19 protein-coding genes and 2 pseudogenes are annotated in these 17,412 nt (G+C 71.5%); 9 read left to right on the top strand and 12 right to left on the bottom strand.

The genetic code is table 11. The features are described 5' to 3' along the window. Positions 1–50 precede the first annotated feature (50 nt). Positions 51–1,064 carry an acyltransferase domain-containing protein gene (locus tag OG700_RS32225; RefSeq protein WP_405619747.1) on the top strand — a complete coding sequence of 338 codons (1,014 nt, stop codon included), beginning with the start codon at positions 51–53 and terminating at the stop codon, positions 1,062–1,064. Here the strand turns inward: OG700_RS32225 and OG700_RS32220 are convergent. Next, entirely contained in the window at positions 1,046–1,300 is a 255-nt protein-coding gene (locus OG700_RS32220) for an acyl carrier protein (protein ID WP_405619745.1), read from the bottom strand. The two genes, OG700_RS32225 and OG700_RS32220, sit on opposite strands and share 19 nt — an antisense overlap. A 210-nt stretch (positions 1,301–1,510) precedes the next feature. On the opposite strand from OG700_RS32220, the gene OG700_RS32215 reads away from it, so the two are divergent. Both OG700_RS32215 and cofC read left to right on the top strand, forming a co-directional pair. Continuing rightward, the gene (locus OG700_RS32215; protein ID WP_405619743.1) at positions 1,511–2,005 is read left to right on the top strand and encodes a nuclear transport factor 2 family protein; all 495 of its coding nucleotides are present in this window, start codon (positions 1,511–1,513) and stop codon (positions 2,003–2,005) included. Positions 2,006–2,019: 14 nt separating this feature from the next. Continuing rightward, a complete protein-coding gene (gene cofC / locus OG700_RS32210; RefSeq protein WP_405619741.1) occupies positions 2,020–2,727 on the top strand; it encodes a 2-phospho-L-lactate guanylyltransferase in 708 nt (235 codons plus the stop codon). On the opposite strand, the gene OG700_RS32205 is transcribed toward cofC, so the two are convergent. From OG700_RS32205 to OG700_RS32185, 5 genes are all read right to left on the bottom strand, one after another. Further along, positions 2,697–3,203, bottom strand: coding sequence for a MarR family winged helix-turn-helix transcriptional regulator (locus OG700_RS32205; RefSeq protein ID WP_405619739.1), 507 nt, complete (start codon positions 3,201–3,203; stop codon positions 2,697–2,699). The two genes, cofC and OG700_RS32205, sit on opposite strands and share 31 nt — an antisense overlap. A 107-nt stretch (positions 3,204–3,310) precedes the next feature. Continuing rightward, a complete protein-coding gene (locus OG700_RS32200) occupies positions 3,311–3,799 on the bottom strand; it encodes a hemerythrin domain-containing protein (protein ID WP_405619737.1) in 489 nt (162 codons plus the stop codon). Positions 3,800–3,943: 144 nt separating this feature from the next. Next, a complete protein-coding gene (locus OG700_RS32195; protein ID WP_405619735.1) occupies positions 3,944–4,573 on the bottom strand; it encodes an MBL fold metallo-hydrolase in 630 nt (209 codons plus the stop codon). Next, the gene (locus OG700_RS32190) at positions 4,573–5,658 is read right to left on the bottom strand and encodes an S-(hydroxymethyl)mycothiol dehydrogenase (RefSeq protein WP_405619733.1); all 1,086 of its coding nucleotides are present in this window, start codon (positions 5,656–5,658) and stop codon (positions 4,573–4,575) included. Before OG700_RS32190 ends, OG700_RS32195 begins: the two co-directional genes overlap by 1 nt. 70 nt (positions 5,659–5,728) lie before the next feature. Then, positions 5,729–6,430 carry a FadR/GntR family transcriptional regulator gene (locus OG700_RS32185; protein ID WP_405619731.1) on the bottom strand — a complete coding sequence of 234 codons (702 nt, stop codon included), beginning with the start codon at positions 6,428–6,430 and terminating at the stop codon, positions 5,729–5,731. A gap of 143 nt (positions 6,431–6,573) precedes the next feature. On the opposite strand from OG700_RS32185, the gene OG700_RS32180 reads away from it, so the two are divergent. After that, complete coding sequence (locus tag OG700_RS32180) at positions 6,574–7,089, top strand: gluconokinase (RefSeq protein WP_405622145.1); 516 nt, start codon at positions 6,574–6,576, stop codon at positions 7,087–7,089. A 143-nt stretch (positions 7,090–7,232) separates the two neighbouring features. Further along, a complete protein-coding gene (locus OG700_RS32175; protein ID WP_405619729.1) occupies positions 7,233–8,639 on the top strand; it encodes a GntP family permease in 1,407 nt (468 codons plus the stop codon). A 218-nt stretch (positions 8,640–8,857) separates the two neighbouring features. Here OG700_RS32175 and OG700_RS32170 read toward each other — a convergent pair whose 3' ends face one another. Together OG700_RS32170 and OG700_RS32165 are read right to left on the bottom strand one after the other, a co-directional pair. Beyond that, positions 8,858–9,538: a cytochrome b/b6 domain-containing protein gene (locus tag OG700_RS32170; protein WP_405619727.1), complete on the bottom strand. Its 681-nt coding sequence runs from the start codon at positions 9,536–9,538 to the stop codon at positions 8,858–8,860. Next, positions 9,480–10,145: a molybdopterin-dependent oxidoreductase gene (locus OG700_RS32165; RefSeq protein WP_405622143.1), complete on the bottom strand. Its 666-nt coding sequence runs from the start codon at positions 10,143–10,145 to the stop codon at positions 9,480–9,482. Before OG700_RS32165 ends, OG700_RS32170 begins: the two co-directional genes overlap by 59 nt. A 183-nt stretch (positions 10,146–10,328) precedes the next feature. On the opposite strand from OG700_RS32165, the gene OG700_RS32160 reads away from it, so the two are divergent. Then, positions 10,329–10,763, top strand: coding sequence for an ASCH domain-containing protein (locus tag OG700_RS32160; protein ID WP_405619725.1), 435 nt, complete (start codon positions 10,329–10,331; stop codon positions 10,761–10,763). Positions 10,764–10,830: 67 nt separating this feature from the next. On the opposite strand, the gene OG700_RS32155 is transcribed toward OG700_RS32160, so the two are convergent. Then, a complete protein-coding gene (locus OG700_RS32155; RefSeq protein WP_405619723.1) occupies positions 10,831–12,486 on the bottom strand; it encodes an FAD-binding dehydrogenase in 1,656 nt (551 codons plus the stop codon). Between the two features lie 149 nt (positions 12,487–12,635). Here OG700_RS32155 and OG700_RS32150 point away from each other — a divergent pair, with 149 nt between their 5' ends. From OG700_RS32150 to OG700_RS32140, 3 genes are read left to right on the top strand one after another with little or no spacing between them, the layout of a single operon-like run. Continuing rightward, positions 12,636–13,175, top strand: a complete 540-nt coding sequence (locus OG700_RS32150; RefSeq protein ID WP_405619721.1) for an NUDIX domain-containing protein — start codon at positions 12,636–12,638, stop codon at positions 13,173–13,175. Between the two features lie 10 nt (positions 13,176–13,185). After that, positions 13,186–13,578: a YidH family protein gene (locus tag OG700_RS32145; RefSeq protein ID WP_405619719.1), complete on the top strand. Its 393-nt coding sequence runs from the start codon at positions 13,186–13,188 to the stop codon at positions 13,576–13,578. Beyond that, a complete protein-coding gene (locus OG700_RS32140) occupies positions 13,578–13,901 on the top strand; it encodes a DUF202 domain-containing protein (RefSeq protein WP_405619717.1) in 324 nt (107 codons plus the stop codon). The genes OG700_RS32145 and OG700_RS32140 overlap by 1 nt, the downstream gene beginning before the upstream one ends. 281 nt (positions 13,902–14,182) lie before the next feature. Here the strand turns inward: OG700_RS32140 and OG700_RS32135 are convergent. The 3 genes and pseudogenes from OG700_RS32135 to OG700_RS32125 form a co-directional block, all read right to left on the bottom strand. After that, a pseudogene (locus OG700_RS32135) lies at positions 14,183–14,336 on the bottom strand (response regulator transcription factor); the annotation flags it as partial. Between the two features lie 248 nt (positions 14,337–14,584). Beyond that, positions 14,585–16,005, bottom strand: a pseudogene (locus OG700_RS32130) (IS1380 family transposase). Positions 16,006–16,276: 271 nt separating this feature from the next. Then, positions 16,277–17,395, bottom strand: a complete 1,119-nt coding sequence (locus OG700_RS32125) for a DUF6183 family protein (protein ID WP_405619715.1) — start codon at positions 17,393–17,395, stop codon at positions 16,277–16,279. Positions 17,396–17,412: the final 17 nt, after the last annotated feature.

Genomic DNA, 17,412 nt, shown 5'->3' with positions numbered 1-17,412 from the left:
TCGGCCGCGGCGCCGGAGGAGCCGGCCGCCGAGTCGAGGGGAGCCGGCCCGTGGAACGCCGCACGAGTGTGCTGTTGCTGCCCGGTCAGGGCGCGCAGCGGGAACGGATGGCCGCCGGACTGTACGGGGTGGAGGAGGAGTTCACGGCGTCCATGGACCGGTTCTTCGACCGGCTCGGCGGCGCGGGCACCGGGCTGCGCTCCGCGTGGCTGCGTCCCGCGCCCAACCCGGAGCTGGACACGGCCGCCGTGGCGCAGCCGCTGCTGCTGGCGGTCGGCCACGCGCTGGGGCGCGCGGTGGACGCCGGGGCCGGGCCGCCCGGACTGCTGCTCGGGCACAGCGTGGGTGAGCTGGCCGCGGCCTGTCTGGCGGGGGTCTTCGATCCGGCGGACGTCGGCGCGCTGGCCGCCGCCCGCTCCCGGGCGCTTCAGGACACCGGTCACGGCGGGATGCTCGCCGTGGCGGCGTCGGTGGGTGACCTGCCCGAGCGGCTCGGCCCCGACGTGGCGGTGGCCGCGGTCAACGGGCCTCGGCAGACGGTGCTCGCCGGTCCCGGGGAGGCGCTGGCGGCCACCGAACTGCGGCTGCGGGAAGCGGGGTTCGTGGTACGGGCGGTGCGTTCCGGGCACGCGTTCCACAGCCCGGTGATGGCGGAGGCCGCACGGAAGTTCGGTACGGCGCTGGCCGTGCTCGCGCCGCGGGCGCCCCGGCCGGGCAGGACGGTCGTGTCGTCCGGGACGGGGACCGAGGTGACCGCCGCGCAGGCGGCCGACCCGTATTTCTGGGCCGGGCAGTTGGCCCGTACGGTGCGCTACTGGCCGGCGCTGCGGGAGTTGCTGGACACCCGTGGCAGGGAGCCGGGCCTGCTGCTGCTCGACGCCTCGGCCGACCGGAGCCTGAGCGCCCCGGCGCGGCGCCATCCCGCGGTGCGGGACGGCGCCAGCGAGGTGGTTCCGCTGCTGGCCGGCGGCCGGGACCTCGGTGGCCCGGCGGACGCGACGGTGTTCGCGGGGGCGCTGCGCCGGCTGACGGGGCAGCGGCGCGGTCATACGGCGGTGAGCTGACCCTGTACGTACTGGATGAGGGCGGCGGGGGTGGTGAGGTCGTCGAGCTGTTCGTCCGGCACGCTGATGCCGTAGTCGTCCTGGATCCGGGTGACGATCTCGAACACGGTCAGGGAGTCGAAACCCAGGTCGGTGAATTCCGTGTGCAGGGTCGAGTCCTTTATCTCCTCACTGGTCGCTCCGTCGAAGCAGGCGTTCACGACGCCCTGGAACTCGGTGATGGTGAAGGTGGCCATGCGCCGCACTCTGCGCCCGCCCGCTCGACGGGGGCTGGAGACCGGCTCGACGCGCGGGGGCCGGGGCGGCCCTGCCCGGGGCGGGAGGGGTACGGGGCGGGAGGGGTACGGGGCGGGAGGGGTACGGGGCGGGAGGGGTACGGGGCGGGAGGGGTACGGCTCCGGTGCCGCTCGATCCGGCCTCCAGCCGGCGCGGGCAGCATCGGCGCCATGACTACCGACGGCACGACCACCGACGGCACCACCGTAAACAGCTCCACCGGCGGCCGCCCCAAGCTCCCCTCCCCCGAACTGAGCCTGGAGGTGGCCCAGTTCTACGCGTGGCAGATGCAGCGGCTGGACGGCGACGACTTCACCGGCTTCGCGGCGACCTTCGTCGCGGACGGGCTGTTCCTGCCCGCGGGCGGCGGCGAGCTGCGGGGACGCGAGGCGATCGAGGCGGCGAGCCGGGGCGCGGCGGGCAGGTTCCACGGCGCCCGCCCCCGGCACTGGTTCGACATGATGACGATCGAGGAGGCCGACGACGGCACGGTCGTGACGAGTTACTACGCGATGGTGACCGTCTCCCCGGCGCGGGGTCCGGTCCTGGTGGAGCCGACGTGCTTCGTGCGGGACACCCTGACCCGTACGCCCGAGGGCCTGAGCAGCGTGTCGCGGGCGATCACCCGCGACGACCTCCCGGCGCGCGCCACCGTGGCGGGCTGAGCGCCGTGTGGGTCGTGGTGTTGCCGGTCAAGCCGTTCTCGCGGGCGAAGAGTCGGCTGGCCGCCGCCGGGTTCGGTCCGTGGCGCCATGAACTGGCCCACGCCTTCTTCCTGGACACCCTGCGTGCGGTACGGGCCACCGAGTCGGTGCGGGCCGTCGTGGTGGTGACCGACGATCCGCTGGCCGCCTCGCAGGCCCGCACGATGGACGCCGTGGTGTGCCCCGACGAGCCGGGTATCGGCCTCAACGGGGCGGTGCGGCTGGGCGCGGGCCGGGCCGCGGCGCTGGTACCGGGCGCCCCGGTCGCCGTACTCACCGCCGATCTGCCGGCCCTGCGGCCCGAGGAGCTGGGCCGGGCGCTGGCGGAGGCCCGCGGACACCGGCGGGCGTTCGTCGCCGACCACACCGGGGAGGGCACGACGCTGCTGACGGCGCGTCGAGCCTCGGCGCTGGCCCCGTCCTTCGGCGCCGGATCGCGGTATCGCCATGTGCGGGGCGGTGCCTTCCACGTGGAGACGCCCGCCGGGTCCGGGCTGCGGCTGGACGTGGACACGCCCGACGATCTGGCGGCAGCCGTGCTGCGCGGGGCCGGGCCGTACACGAAGGCGCTGTTCTCGCTGCACCACGCGATGGCCGCGCCGGACGGCGGAGACCTGGACGCGGCGGCGCTGTTCCCGCACGCGCGCCGGCTTCAGGGGGCCTCGGACAGCTCTTCCTCGTAGGCCTGGATCGCGCGGACGAAGGTCGCCCGTTCCCGCGGGCTGAGCCCGTCGAACACCTTGTGCCACGCCTTCGCCCCGTTGGCCAGCCAGGCGTCGACGGCCTCGCGGGTGGCCGGGTCCTCGGTCAGGGTGACGATGCTGCGCCTGCCGTCGGCGGGGTCGGCGTAGCGGTCGACCACGCCCTGTCGCCGGAGGTCGCTGACCATGAGGCTGACGGTCGTCGGGGCGACCTCCAGGCGGGCGGCGAGATCCTTGACGGAGGTGGGGCCGTCGAAGAGCAGACAGGAGAGCAGCGACAGATGACGCGGCGCCAGCCGCAGGGCGCGCAACTGCTCGGGTACGGGGGTCCGTTTGGCCCGTGACACCAGCCGCGGCAGGGTCAGCAGCATCGCGCGTACGGCCTCCGGTGTGGTGAGGCCGTCGTCTTCCGTGGCTGGTGGGGTGCGGTCGCTCCGCTTCACCGGGTCGTTCGACATGGCTTCGGCCTCCCGTCCGGCCACAGTACCGGACCGGTATTCCGGATCCGGAGCCGGAGCCCGGATACCAAGCCCGGGTCCGGAGTCCGGATCCGTCCGTGTGCGCGCTACGAGGGGCGGTCGGACGCCGTCACTCCCAGCGCCGGGAGCAGATAGGTCTCTTCGTAGACGAAGTGGTCCTCGATGCCGGAGACGGTCCGCTCCAGTTCCTCCCGCAGCCAGGTCACGTCCTGGCCGTCGTCGGAGTCGAGGAGTTTGCGCAGCCGGTCCAGGCCGGCCGCGACCTGCCGGTGTTCCTCGCGCAGCCGCTCGATGACGGGGGCGATCTCCGGAAAACGCTCCTCGAAGATCCCGAAGGCACCGTCCTCCATCGTGTGGTGATGGTGCAGGCCCAGGCAGTATTCGAGGCAGCGTGTGCGCAGTTGCTCGGCGAGGGAGGGATCCGCCCCGGCGGCGCGTACGGCGGCGACGCCGCCCGCACCGTCGAGGCCGGTGAGAGCGGCTCGCAGGGACGAGAGTTGCGCCCGCAGTTCCCGGTGGCCGGTCAGGAGCTGCCGGCCGGCTGCGCGGCTGTCGATGTGTCGGTGGTTCGGCATGGAAGCCTCCCGCGAGCGCAACTGATTTGTTTTCAAAACAAACTCATCTGAAGAGTACGACCCTCCGCACGCGTCCGTCAACGAGCGCGGCCGGTGCCGGGGCGACGGTGCCGGAGTGACCGTGCCGGGCCGGCGTTCCGCTCCTCAGCCGCCGTCGCGAATCCACTCGTCCAGGTGCGGCGACTCGTCGCCGACGGTCGTCGGGTCGCCGTGCCCGGTACGCACGACCGTCTCGGGCGGCAGCGTCAGCAGGCGCTCGCGGATCGACTCGATGATCGTCGGGAAGTGCGAGAAGGACCGCCCGGTGGCGCCGGGCCCGCCCTGGAAGAGCGTGTCACCCGTGAAGACCGTGGACAGCTCGGGGGCGTACAGACAGACCGCGCCGGGCGCGTGGCCCGGGGTGTGCAGCACGGTCAGGGTGGTGCCCGCCACCGACAGGGCCTGCCCGTCGGTCAGTTCGCCGTCCGGGAGCCGGTCGGGATGGGTCCGCTTCCACAGCGGCAGGTCGTCCGGGTGCAGCAGGATCGGCGCGCCGGTGGCGGCGGCGAGCGCCGGGGCCGCGTCGATGTGGTCGTTGTGCGCGTGGGTGCAGACGACGGCGCGCAGGGTACGGCCGCCCAGCGCCCGTTCGATGGCAGCGGCGTCGTGGGCCGCGTCGATGACGATCGCCTCGGTGTCGTCGCCGACGATCCAGACGTTGTTGTCGACGTCCCAGGTCCCGCCGTCGAGCGAGAACGTGCCGGAGGTGACGAGATGATCGATACGGGTGGCCATCAGAGCATCACGACCGAGCGCAGGACGTCGCCCTCGTGCATGCGGGCGAACGCCTTCTCGACGTCGTCGAGTCCGATGGTCTCGGTGACGAACGCGGCCAGGTCGATACGGCCCTGCTGGTGCAGGTCGATGAGCATGGGGAAGTCGCGGGAGGGCAGACAGTCGCCGTACCAGGACGACTTGAGCGAGCCGCCGCGCCCGAAGACGTCGAGCAGCGGCAGTTCGATCTTCATCTCCGGGGTGGGGACCCCGACCAGGACGACCGTGCCGGCCAAGTCGCGTGCGTAGAAGGCCTGGTTGTACGTCTCCGGGCGGCCGACCGCCTCGATGACGACATCGGCCCCGAAGCCCCCGGTCAGTTCGCGGATCGCCTCGATGGCGTCGTTGGTACGGGAGTTGACGGTGTGGGTGGCGCCCATCGTCTTCGCCGTGGCGAGCTTGCGGTCGTCGATGTCGACGGCGATGATCCGGGCGGCGCCCGCGAGGCGGGAGCCGACGATCGCCGCGTCGCCGACCCCGCCGCAGCCGATGACGGCGACGGTGTCGCCCCGGCCGACGTTGCCGGTGTTGATCGCCGCGCCGATGCCGGCCATGACGCCGCAGCCCAGCAGACCGGCGACGGCCGGCGCGACGGACGGGTCGACCTTGGTGCACTGTCCGGCGGCGACGAGGGTCTTCTCGGCGAAGGCACCGATACCCAGCGCCGGGGACAGCTCGGTGCCGTCCGTGAGAGTCATCTTCTGCTTCGCGTTATGGGTGTTGAAGCAGTACCACGGCCTGCCGCGCAGACATGCCCGGCAACTGCCGCAGACGGCACGCCAGTTGAGGATGACGAAGTCACCGGGTGCGACATCATTGACGCCGGCGCCGACCGACTCGACCACGCCCGACGCCTCGTGCCCGAGGAGGAAGGGGTAGTCGTCGCTGATCCCGCCCTGCTTGTAGTGCAGATCGGTGTGGCAGACGCCGCACGCCTGGATCTTCACCACGGCCTCGCCGGGGCCCGGATCGGGGATCACGATCGTTTCCACCCGTACCGACTCATTCCTGCCGGGCGCCACGACGCCTCTCACCTGCTGCGACATGCCAGGACCTGCCTCTCCATCGACTCCGAAGGGCCAAGTCTGACATCGCGCCCGCCGGACGCGTCGCCGGTCAGGGCGCCAGCACGTCGAGTTCCTGGAGGGCGCCGACGGCGATCTCCCGGGTCAGCTCCTCCGCGCGGGCCGAGTCGCGCTCCCGTACGGCCTCGGCGACTCGTACGTGCAGGGTCACGGCCGCCGGGTCCGGGTCGTGGAACATCACCTCGTGGCGGGTACGGCCCGTCAGGACCTCCGCGACCACATCGCCGAGCCGGGCGAACATCTCGTTGCCGGACGCGTCGAGAACCACCCGGTGAAAGGCGATGTCGTGGCGCAGATAGCCCTCCAGCTGGTGCCCGCGTGAGGTCGCGACCATGCCGAGCGCCTGCTCGGTGAGCGCGGCGCACTGCTCGGGCGTGGCGTGGATGGCGGCGAGACCGGCGGCGACCGGCTCGATCGCGGAGCGCAGCACGGTCAGCGAGCGCAGCTGGCGCGGCCGGTCGCCGCCAGCGAGCCGCCAGCGGATGACCCGCGGGTCGTAGACGTTCCAGTCGCGGGCGGGGCGCACCGTGACTCCGACGCGCCGCCGTGACTGCACGAGGTGCATCGATTCGAGGACGCGGACCACTTCCCGTACGACGGTGCGCGAGACGTCGAAGCGCCGCGCGACCTCGTCGGTGCGCACGACGCCGCCCTCGGGGTACTCGCCGCCCGTGATGGCGAGGCCGAGGGTGTCGAGCACATGGGTATGCAGGCCCCGGCCTTCTGTGGTCATGACGGAAGCCTACGGGGCGGGCTCGGAGAAGAAAAAATATGACGTGTGGGTTACGACACCTTGAATACGTCGTACATATGAGTTTCAGTAGCGCGGAGGCGGCGGAGCACGCGGCGAACCATGCGAAGACAGCGAGGCACGAGATGAGCACCCCCCACGTCGTCGTGGTGATGGGCGTGGCAGGCACCGGCAAAACCACCGTCGGTCCCCTGCTGGCCACCGCCCTGGGCGTCCCGTACGCCGAGGGCGACGACTTCCACCCCCCGGCGAACATCGCCAAGATGTCCGCGGGCACCCCGCTGGACGACGACGACCGCCGGCCCTGGCTCGACGCGATCGGGCGGTGGGCGCACGGCCGGGCCGGTCTCGGCGGCGTGGTCAGCAGCTCGGCGCTCAAGCGCGTCTACCGCGACCGGCTGCGGGCGGCGGCGCCCGGCGCCGTCTTCCTGCATCTCAGCGGCGACCGGGCCCTGATCGAACGTCGGATGGCGGGGCGCGAGGGGCACTTCATGCCCACGGCCCTGCTGGATTCGCAGTTCGCCACATTGCAGCCGCTGGGCGACGACGAGGCGGGGGTCACCGTCGATGTGGCGGGGACCCCCGAGGAGATCGCCGAACGGGGCGTCACCGCCCTGCGCCGGCTCGACCGTCCCCAATAGCCCCAACTTCCCCGACAGACACGCCGGTCCCCGTCGACTCCCCAAGATCCCCGAGATCCCGAGATCCCGAGATCCGGAGATCCCCCGCGATCTCCCAGATCTCGGAATCCCCAACTCCCCAACTCCCCAACTAAGGAACCCCCGTGACCAGTCTCAGTGTCGAGACGCTGGCAGCGGACGCCGTAGAACCGATCACCTCGGCCGGCAACACGCAGCTGGGCATCGCCGTTCTCGCCGGTATTGCCGTCATCGTCCTGCTCATCACCAAGTTCAAACTGCACGCCTTCCTCGCCCTGACCATCGGCACGCTGGCACTCGGCGCCTTCGCCGGCGCGTCCCTGGGCGATACGATCACCAGCTTCTCCACCGGTCTCGGCTCCACCGTCGCGGGTGTCGGCGTACTGATCGCGCTCGGCGCGATACTCGGCAAGCTGCTCGCCGACTCGGGCGGCGCCGACCAGATAGTCGACACGATCCTCAGCCGGGCGAGCGGGCGCGCCATGCCCTGGGCGATGGTCCTCATCGCCTCGGTCATCGGGCTGCCGCTGTTCTTCGAGGTCGGCATCGTGCTGCTGATCCCGGTCGTACTGCTGGTCGCCAAGCGCGGCAACTTCTCCCTGATGCGGATCGGTATCCCGGCGCTGGCCGGACTCTCCGTCATGCACGGGCTGATCCCGCCGCACCCCGGCCCGCTCGTCGCGATCGACGCCATCGGCGCCGACCTCGGCGTCACGCTGGCGCTGGGCCTGGTCATCTCCATACCCACGGTGATCATCGCCGGTCCGCTGTTCTCCCGTTACGCCGCGCGCTGGGTGGACATCCAGCCGCCCGAGCGGATGCTCCAGACGCTGGAGAAGCGCCCGTCCGACGACACCGACAAGCGTCCGAGCTTCGGCGCCACCGTAGCGACGGTCCTGCTGCCTGTCGTCCTGATGCTGGTCAAGGCACTGGTCGACATCGTCGTGGACGATCCCGAGAACCAGGTCCAGAAGGTCGCCGACGTCGTCGGCTCCCCGCTGATCGCGCTGCTCGCCGCCGTACTCGTCGGCATGTTCACCCTGGGGCGCGCCGCCGGCTTCACCAAGGACCGGCTCGCCTCGACCGTCGAGAAGTCCTTCGCGCCCATCGCGGGCGTGCTGCTGATCGTCGCCGCGGGCGGCGGTTTCAAGCAGACCCTGATCGACGCGGGCGTCGGCCAGATGATCCTCGAATTCTCCGAGAACTGGTCGATCCCGGCGCTGCTGCTGGGCTGGCTGATCGCGGTGGCGATCCGGCTGGCGACCGGTTCGGCGACCGTCGCGACGATCTCCGCCGCGGGCCTGGCCGCACCGCTGGCCGCGGACATGTCGACGTCGCACGCCGCGCTGCTGGTGCTGGCGATCGGCGCCGGATCGCTGTTCTTCAGCCATGTCAACGACGCCGGATTCTGGCTGGTGAAGGAGTACTTCGGGATGGACGTCGGCCAGACGATCAAGACCTGGTCGGTGATGGAGACGATCATCTCGGTGGTCGGTCTCGGCTTCGTGATGCTGCTGTCGCTGATCGTCTAGGGCGTGTTGCGAAAGTGGCGCCGTCCGCCCGAAGGGCGGGGCCGACGACGTCTGGTGCGTGCGATCGCAAGGCGGAGGATCGTTCTCGTACTGGACGTACTTGGATGATTCCGACAACGCGGCGAGTGCGCGTGCCAGGCGTCGTCGGCCAGGCGGGACTTTCGCAACATGCCCTAGCGCGGTCCTGAGGTCCTGCGGTCCTGAGGCGGCGGGGCGGGTCACTCCTCTTCTTCCTCCCAGAGGGGGTGTTCCCGCTCCGCCCACGGCCGTTCCACCGACCCGGTCCGCATGCCGCGACGGGCCTGCGGGTCGGCGAGCGCCATCGCGATATGGCCGACAAGTACGAGGCCCAGGGCCAGCGACAGCCAGTCGTGCACGAACGTCGCGCTCGTCCGCCACACCAGCGGTGTCAGCCAGGTGAACCACATCATCAGACCCGTGGCGAGCATGACCAGTACGGCTCCGGCGAGCCAGCCCGCGTACACCTTCTGCCCGGCGTTGAACTTGCCCGCCGGGCGCGATTCGGGGCGGAAGTCACGCCGCCGTACGGCCCGCAGCCACTGCTTGTCGTGCGGCGCGAAGCGGTTCAGCCGCCGCAGATCCGCGCGGAACGACGGGGACGCGAGACCCACGAGGAACGGCGCGGGCAGCAGCAGCCCCGACCACTCGTGCAGGGTGACCACCAGGTAGCGGCGGCCGACGAGTTCGGCGAGCTGTGGCACGTACAGGCAGGCCGCCGTCGCCACGCACAGCAGCATCAGGGCGGCCGTTGTTCGGTGGACCAGCCGCTCGGCGCGGCTGAACCGCCGCCGCGCCGACTGACGTGCCGGATCCGGCCGGTCAGACGGTCGGGGCGTCGGTGCGGCCGTTGGACCGCCCGACCCAGGCGTCGACGTCATAGCCGCGCTCCTCCCAGTAGCCGGGGCGGACTTCGGAGGTGACGGAGATCCCGGAGAGCCATTTCGCCGACTTGTAGAAGTACATGGGCGCCACGTAGAGCCGTACCGGACCACCGTGCGAGTGCTCCACCGGCTTGTCCCGCATCTTCAGCGCCACCAGCACGTCGGGCCGTCTGGCCTGCTCCATGGTCAGGCTCTCGCTGTACGTACCGTCGAAGCAGGTGAAGCGGACCGCCCCGGCGTCGGGCCGTACCCCCGCCGCGTCCAGGATCCGCGACAGCCGTACGCCCTCGAACGGCGTGTGCGGCACGCGCCAGCCGGTGACGCACTGGACGTCCCGGACCATCCGGGTCTGGGGCAGCTTCCGCAGGGCGTCGAGCGTGTACGTGGTGGGCCGGTCGACCAGCCCGTCGACCTTCAGCCGGTAGTCCTCGGAATCCTTGCGGGGTACGGAGGTGGCCACCGAGTAGTAGCGGAACCCGCCCCCGTTGGGCAGCAGCCCGGTCAGCCCCGTCGGGTCGCGGTCGGACGCGGCGCCGAGGAAGGCTTCGAGCCCCCGCTGGAGATAGGGCGCGGTGACGACGCCGGCCACGCCGAGGCCGAGCATGGAGAACACCAGGCGCCGCCCCACGGGCGTGCCCTCCGGGTCACCGTGTGGGTCGCCGTGTGGGTCGCCGTGTGGGTCGCCGTGTGGAGTGGTCACCTGTTGATTCGAACACCACCGTGGTCAGGAAGCCAGGGGCGACGGCTTTCCGTCATGGTTTCGTCAGAGTCCGGCAGACTGGCGCCCATGGAGAAACCCCAGGAGCACCGCGAACCCCTGCCACTCTTTCTGCTCGCCTATCCCGGGCCGCTGCGCGATCAGTTGGTCGCCGCCGTCCTGTCAGGAGAGAAGGTCTCGACAACGAGCCTGCTGGCCGAGTACGAGGCGGAGAAGGAGGAGCTGCCGCCGGTCGGTGAGCGTTCGGCGCTGATCGACTCGGACGGCCGTGAGGTCGCCGTGATCGAACTGACGGAGGTACGGGTGCTGGCTCTCGGGCAGGTCGATCTCCAGCACGCGCTGGACGAGGGCGAGGGGTACGAGTCGGTCGCGGCCTGGCGCGCGGGCCACGAGGCGTTCTGGCACCGAGACGAGATGCGCGAGGCGCTGGGCGACCCGTCATTCACGGTGCACGACGGGACGCTGGTGGTGGCGGAACGTTTCCGGGTGGTGGAACGGCTCTGACCACCCTCGGCGCTGTCCTCGGCGCTGTCCTCGGCCCGCGAGCTCAGCCCACCGCGCCGTTCCCGCCTCAGCCCACCGCCTCCGCCGCCGCCCGCCCGGCCGCGCGCCCGGAGAAGATGCAGCCGCCGAGGAACGTCCCCTCCAGGGAGCGGTACCCGTGCATCCCCCCGCCGCCGAAACCGGCCGCCTCCCCCGCCGCGTACACGCCGGGCAGCGGCTCCCCGCCCTGCCGCAGCACGCGCGACGACAGGTCGGTCTCCAGGCCGCCGAGCGACTTGCGGGTCAGGACGCGCAGCCGTACGGCGATCAGCGGACCGGCCTTGGGATCGAGGATCCGGTGCGGCGCCACCGTGCGGATCAGCTTGTCGCCCAGATACGCCCGCGCCCCTCGGACGGCCGTGACCTGGAGATCCTTGGTGAACGGGTTCGCGACCTCCCGGTCGCGGGCGGTGATCTCCCGACGCAGCTCGGCCTCGTCGATCAGCGGCGTCCCGGTGAGCGCGTTCATGCCGCGTACGAGCGAGGCCAGGTCCTTCTCCACGACGAAGTCCGCGCCGTTGTCCATGAACGCCTTCACCGGACCCGGCACGTCCAGGCGCGCCCGGTTGATCACGTCGCGGACGGACTTCCCGGTCAGGTCGGGGTTCTGCTCGGAGCCCGAGAGCGCGAACTCCTTGCCGATGATGCGCTGGTTGAGCACGAACCAGGTGTGGTCGTGGCCCGAATGCGTGATGTGGTCCAGCGTGCCGAGCGTGTCGAAGCCGGGGAACAGCGGCACCGGCAGCCGCCGGCCGCGTGCGTCGAGCCACAGCGACGAGGGGCCCGGCAGGATCCGGATGCCGTGCCTGGCCCAGACCGGGTTCCAGTTCTCGATGCCCTCCGTGTAGTGCCACATCCGGTCGCGGTTGATGTGGTGGGCGCCGGCCCGTTCGGTGATGCCGAGCATCAGGCCGTCGACATGGGCGGGCACGCCGGAGAGCATCTTCTCGGGCGGGGTGCCGAGGCGCTGCGGCCACTGGGCGCGTACGAGGTCGTGGTTGCCGCCGATGCCACCGGACGTCACGATCACGGCCTGGCCCCTGAATTCGAACGCGCCGGCCGTGACACGGCTGCTGGCCGTGCCGCGTTCGGCGTCGCTCGGCTCCAGCACCTCACCGGTCACGGTGTCGACGGCGCCGGCCGTGGCGCCGAGTCCGGTGACCCGGTGCCGGAGACGGAACGTCACCAGCCCCTTGGCGACGCCCTCGCGCACCTTCCGTTCGAACGGCTCGACGACCCCGGGGCCGGTCCCCCAGGTGATGTGGAAGCGCGGCACCGAGTTGCCGTGCCCGCTCGCGCCGTAGCCACCGCGCTCGGCCCAGCCGACGACCGGAAAGAACCGCACGCCCCGCTCGCGCAGCCACGAGCGCTTCTCCCCGGCGGCGAAGTCCACGTACGCCTGAGCCCACTCGCGCGGCCAGTGGTCCTCCTCTCGGTCGAAGCCGGCCGTGCCGAACCAGTCCTGGAGGGCGAGTTCGCGGCTGTCCTTGACGCGCAGCCGCCGCTGCTCGGGCGAGTCCACGAGGAACAGCCCGCCGAAGGACCAGTGCGCCTGTCCGCCGATGGACCGCTCCGGCTCCTGGTCGAGCAGGATCACCGAGCGCCCGGCGTCGACGAGTTCGGCGGTGGCGACCAGACCCGCCAGTCCCGCGCCGATCACGATCACATCAGCGTCGTACGCCATGGGTTCCCACCTTTTCGGGGCGACTGAGGTGGTCCGATCTTCCGTACGGGCCGGTAACGAGTCAACTGTTCGGCGCACCGTGCTGCCGTGCTGCCGCGCTGCCGTGCTGCCGTGCTGCCGTGCCAGGCTGCCGTGCCACGCTGTCCCCCATGAGCGCCGCAGACGAAATCCTCGACATCGTCGACGAGAAGGACCGTGTCGTCCGGCAGGCCACACGCGGTGAGGCGTACGCGAAGGGGCTGCGGCACCGCTGCGCCTTCATCCTGGCGCGCGACGCCGACGACCGCGTCTTCGTGCACCGCAGGACCGCGACCAAGCTCGTCTTCCCGTCCCACCACGACATGTTCGTGGGCGGTGTGGTCGGCGCGGGCGAGACGTACGACGAGGCGGCCCTGCGCGAGGCCGAGGAGGAGCTGGGTGTGGTGGGTCTGCCGCGCCCCGTACCGCTGTTCTCGTTCCTGTACGAACCGGGCGGCGGCGGGCAGGGCTGGTGGTCGCGCGTCTACGAGGTCCGCTGCCCGCTGCCGGTCTCCCCGCAGGTGGAGGAGATCGACTGGCACACGTTCCTGATGGAGGAGGAGTTGGACCAACGGCTGGCGAGGGGCGCGGACGACGGCGGGTGGCTGTGGACGCCGGACGGCGTGGCGGCGTACGAGCGGCTGAGGGCGAGCCGCGCGTCGGGTGCGTAGGGTGCGACGGGTGATCGACTTTGTGCGGAGCCTGCGCCTGTGGTTCGCGCCCCGGCGAATCAGCGACGAGGGCACGACCCCCGACTACCGCTTCTCGCTCGCCAACGAACGCACGTTCCTCGCCTGGATCCGCACCGCGCTCGCCCTGGTGGGCGGCGGATTCGCGGTCGACCAGTTCCTGCCGGACCTGCGCTGGGGGGTGCGGGTGGGGCTGGCGGTGGTCCTCTTCGCCATCGGCGCGCTCAGCGCGCTGCGGGCGATCAGCCAGTGGGTGCGCAGCGAGCGGGCGATGCGCCGGGGCGAGGATCTGCCGGTGACGCCGTTCCCGACACTGCTGGGTCTGTCGGTGGCCGCCGTCGCCGTGATCATGCTGGTCGTGGTGCTGTCCGGCCGGGCGGGCTGATGGGGGGCCCGCCCCCGGCCGGGGGCGCGCGGGACCCCGGCCTCCAGCCGGAGCGGACCCGGCTGGCCTGGCGGCGTACGACTCTGACGTACACGGTCGTCGCGGTGCTGGCGGGCAGGCAGGCCGTCCGGGACGACGTGACGCCGGCGGCGATCGTCGCGGCGGCGCTGAGCGCGCTCGTCTGGCTGGCGTTCCTCTGGGTGGCGCACCGGCGGATCATGGCGCTGGACACGGCTCGGCCGCGCGCCCTGCCGGTGCGGGCGGGGGTCGCGGGGGTGGTCTGTGTGATGGGCCTGGCGGCGTTCGGTCTGACGATGCTCTGAGGAGTGAGGTTCGGCCCCGGCTGTCCCCCGTGCGAGCTACGCGCGGGTGTCCCCTGTGGGGTGACGATTCCGGACCGCCGGATCCGTAGCGTTCTTCGCAGCCGCGGCACACGGGTCGCGGCCCCGGCGAAAAGGCGGTTGCGGTGTCCACCGCGCTACCCCGCGTGGCTGCCGCATGCCCCGCCCCTCGCCGCGTCAATTCCCTTACGAGGAGAGCATCATGATCCGCAATGGCAAGGCGACCACAGCGATCGCGCTGGTCTGCGCCGTGGCCGGTGCGGGGGGCCCAGTTCGCCGGTGAGGTCGACAGCGGTGCGTCCGTCCCCGCACTCGCCCACCACGTCGAGGTCGGGTTGGGCGTCGATGATCGTCACCAGCCCGCTGCGGACCATCGCCTGGTCGTCGTAGACCAGGACCCCGGACCGGCGCGGTCATGACGGGCTCCCCGCGGGTATCCGGGCCCGTACGGTGAAGCCGCCGCCCGGCCCGTCGCCCCGCCGCCACAACTCGGGGGCCCGCGGAGGTTTGATCACCGGGAGAGCCTAACCTCGCCGTTTCAGTTGGGGTTGCTGGGCGGCTGAGCGAGGTTGTTTGAGGCTGGGTCGGCCGGTGGGCATGGTGAGGGCCCGACGCGGGGTCGGGTTCTCCGAGGTCCTTGGGTTGAGGTGGGCGGGGGTGGTGGGTCAGCCGGCGGGGCGGGGTAGTGCGGCCAGTCGGTGGAATGCGGCCGTGAGCTCGTGTCGCCAGGGCCAGGTCGCCGATATCCGGAGGCGGAGGCGGCGGCTGCCCCGGGTGATTCTGGCGGCGACGTGCAGGAGCCGGTATCGGAGTTTCTTGGGTTCGGCCGTGGCGAGTTCGCCGTCCAGGAGGAGGGTGCGGGTCCAGGCAAGGAGGTCGATCGCCGCGAGGCTGAGTTCGAGCCAGGCGGCGTTGACGCCGAAGCGGCGGGAGGGAAGCGGCCGAAGCCGGTGGTCTTGCCGCACCGGATGTGGTCTTCGACGGTGGCGTGCTGGCGGTGGCGGACCTCCAGGAACTGGGCGGAGCCGGAGGTGAACGGGGTGTCGGTGAGAAAGACCTGGTGCCGCATGCCTTCGTCCTGGTCGAAGAGTGAGAGCTGGGCTCCGGGGTGGGGATGTTCGCGGCGGACGATGATGCGGGTGCCGTCCGGGTAGCCGGCAAGGTCGGTCATGCCGGTCAGTTCGGCGACCTCGGCGGACTCGCGGAGGGTGCCGTCCTGGTCCAGGGCGGGGTGCCAGACCTGCTCGGGCAGGGCCCGGATCGCGCGGCGGACTGGTTCGGTGACCGCGTATCCGACTGAGAAGAAGGTGCGGATTCCGCGTGTTCGCAGGTCTCGGATGTGGCTGAGGAACGCTTTCGCGGATCCGGCGCTGTCGGTGCGGATCAGGATGTCGGTGCCGTGCCGGTGGGCGTCGGGGATCTGCGCGAGAGCGTCGTCCAGAACCGCGATGTGATCCGCGGCCGTGTTGGCTCCGGAGTTTCCGGGCCGGAGGCGCCCGGACATGGCCTCGCCGGTGTTGGCCAGGAAACACAGCAGGGGGTGGAAGCCGAAGCCGCCTTTGTAGGTGGGTGCGGCCTGGACCTTCTCCGAGTGGCAGGTGATCAGCGTGGCGTCGATGTCCAGGACCAGTCCGGGCACTTCCCGCCCGCCGGCTTTCGCCGCCGGTATGCCGCAGCGGGTCTCGGATGCCTGGAGCCAGGCCACTTCCCGAGCCTGAGCCCGGGCTGAGCGCAGGCGGCCCAGTACGCGTTCATCGACGGCGGCCAGCACCCGCCAGGCAGTCGGTGTCGAGGCGATGGGGCCGAACACCTCGCGCTGGTCGCGCAGGACGGCCAGATCCGTGATGGTCTCGCCGCCGGCAGCCACCATCACCGCGAGGTCGGTCGCGATCCGGCCCGGGTCATGACCAGTACCGCGTGGCCGGAGCGGTCCGAGCGCGGTGGAGTACGCGCTGGTCAGTCCGGTGACATCGGCGAGATCAGCCAGCAGCCGTGCCCCGGCATGACCGATCACCCCCGCCCCGTCAGCAGAGACATGAAGCCTGGGACGCGAACCGATACCCTGCACGCAGAAAGTGCCTTCCACCTGGACCGACAGAACCCCTCGACAAGGTTCATCGTCCCAGCTCGGAAGGCACTTTCGCGTTCACGGCCAGCAACTGGTCGCACGCCAACTGAAACGGCGAGGCTAAGTCCTGTCCGGCGAGGGAGCGTTGTCCGGTCCGTCCGGTGGCCGTTCGTCCGGTGGCCGGTTCATCCGGTGGCCGGTCCGTCCGGTGGCCGGTCCGTCCTCCATCGCCGGACGGGCTCCAACTGCGGGCGCCCGAGCGGCGATCGAGGACGAGCGCGGCCCGGATCTAGTCGGTGTCCGTCGCCGCGAGCACCGCGATCCGGCGGCCGTCGGGAGAGAGCGCGGCGACGCCGAAGTCGGAGTCGATGTCGTTGTGGAACCACTCCGCGTCCGCCTCGAAGTGGAACCAGGTGGTCAGCCGGGCCAGAGTCTCCACCTCCTCCGCGCTCGCGCCCTCGGGCGCGCCGCACAGGCCCGCCATCGACTTCCACGCCCACAGCCGGCCGTACGCGCCGTGCGCCCCCTTGCCCCACATGCCGCCCATCGACGCGACGCCGAAGAGCAGGCGCCAGATCTCGTCCACCGGGCGGACCGCGACCTCGAAGCGGCCCGTGGGGCCGAGCCCGTCGACGCAGGGCATCGGCAGGGTGGGCAGCAGAGCCGGCACCCGGTCGGGTGCGACGGGTTCGTCCGGCCGGAAGACCCAGGCTTCGCAGTAACCCCAGCCGCCTTCGCGTACGGCGGCGACGATGGCCTCGAACACGTCGTTGGTCGCGACGTCCCGAAGGGCGGACCTCTCGGTCGTACGAGGTGTCGGCGGGTCGGCCCGCCCCTCGGCCGGCACTCCGGTCGCCGTACCGAAGGCGGAGCCGTTGATCCGACGCCGGGGAAAGCCGGCGCCGGCTTCGAGTTCGCGCCGCCGCGCCGGCAGCCAGGTGAATCGGTGCGGGCCGATCCGTCCGTAGAGCCAGGCGTAGACGTCCCGGCCCTGGAACGCGTCGACATCCACCCCACGGATCAGCAACTCGTGGAAGAGACAGGCCCGCAGCTCGTCAACCCGGTACCGGTCACGGCGGGCGAGGACTGCGGCCGTCAGGTCGGCCGCCCGCTGATGCTCCGCCAGGAGCGAGGCGATGAAGGGCTGCGGGAGACCGGCGCCTGTCGTGTGCTCGTCGTCCAGGAGTTGAAGCAGCTGCTCCAGGCTGTCCCGCCCGGGGGTGAGGGCTAGTATGCGCATCACCAGGGCCAACTGGCGGTCGGACTCCCGTACTTGTTCACGAGCCGCCGCGTTCCGCTCGGCCAGCCGTACCCCCAGCTCGCGCACGAAGGCGACGTCACCTTGTGCGGCACGCTGTTGGGCCTGGCCCCGTACGAGTCGGCCGAGGTCGTCCATGTCGTCTCCCACGGCCGTCACCCTATGCC

Source organism: Streptomyces sp. NBC_01508 (genome assembly GCF_045040315.1).
Classification (GTDB): domain Bacteria; phylum Actinomycetota; class Actinomycetes; order Streptomycetales; family Streptomycetaceae; genus Streptomyces.
This window is presented reverse-complemented; position numbering and strand designations above follow the sequence as displayed.

Coding starts and splice junctions, on each gene's coding strand:
- OG700_RS32220 (WP_405619745.1), bottom strand. CDS start 1,300: ATGGCCACCTTCACCATCACCGAGTTCCAGGGCGTCGTGAACGCCTGC.
- OG700_RS32215 (WP_405619743.1), top strand. CDS start 1,511: ATGACTACCGACGGCACGACCACCGACGGCACCACCGTAAACAGCTCC.
- OG700_RS32205 (WP_405619739.1), bottom strand. CDS start 3,203: ATGTCGAACGACCCGGTGAAGCGGAGCGACCGCACCCCACCAGCCACG.
- OG700_RS32200 (WP_405619737.1), bottom strand. CDS start 3,799: ATGCCGAACCACCGACACATCGACAGCCGCGCAGCCGGCCGGCAGCTC.
- OG700_RS32195 (WP_405619735.1), bottom strand. CDS start 4,573: ATGGCCACCCGTATCGATCATCTCGTCACCTCCGGCACGTTCTCGCTC.
- OG700_RS32190 (WP_405619733.1), bottom strand. CDS start 5,658: ATGTCGCAGCAGGTGAGAGGCGTCGTGGCGCCCGGCAGGAATGAGTCG.
- OG700_RS32185 (WP_405619731.1), bottom strand. CDS start 6,430: ATGACCACAGAAGGCCGGGGCCTGCATACCCATGTGCTCGACACCCTC.
- OG700_RS32180 (WP_405622145.1), top strand. CDS start 6,574: ATGAGCACCCCCCACGTCGTCGTGGTGATGGGCGTGGCAGGCACCGGC.
- OG700_RS32170 (WP_405619727.1), bottom strand. CDS start 9,538: ATGACGTCGACGCCTGGGTCGGGCGGTCCAACGGCCGCACCGACGCCC.
- OG700_RS32165 (WP_405622143.1), bottom strand. CDS start 10,145: ATGCTCGGCCTCGGCGTGGCCGGCGTCGTCACCGCGCCCTATCTCCAG.
- OG700_RS32160 (WP_405619725.1), top strand. CDS start 10,329: ATGGAGAAACCCCAGGAGCACCGCGAACCCCTGCCACTCTTTCTGCTC.
- OG700_RS32155 (WP_405619723.1), bottom strand. CDS start 12,486: ATGGCGTACGACGCTGATGTGATCGTGATCGGCGCGGGACTGGCGGGT.
- OG700_RS32150 (WP_405619721.1), top strand. CDS start 12,636: ATGAGCGCCGCAGACGAAATCCTCGACATCGTCGACGAGAAGGACCGT.
- OG700_RS32140 (WP_405619717.1), top strand. CDS start 13,578: ATGGGGGGCCCGCCCCCGGCCGGGGGCGCGCGGGACCCCGGCCTCCAG.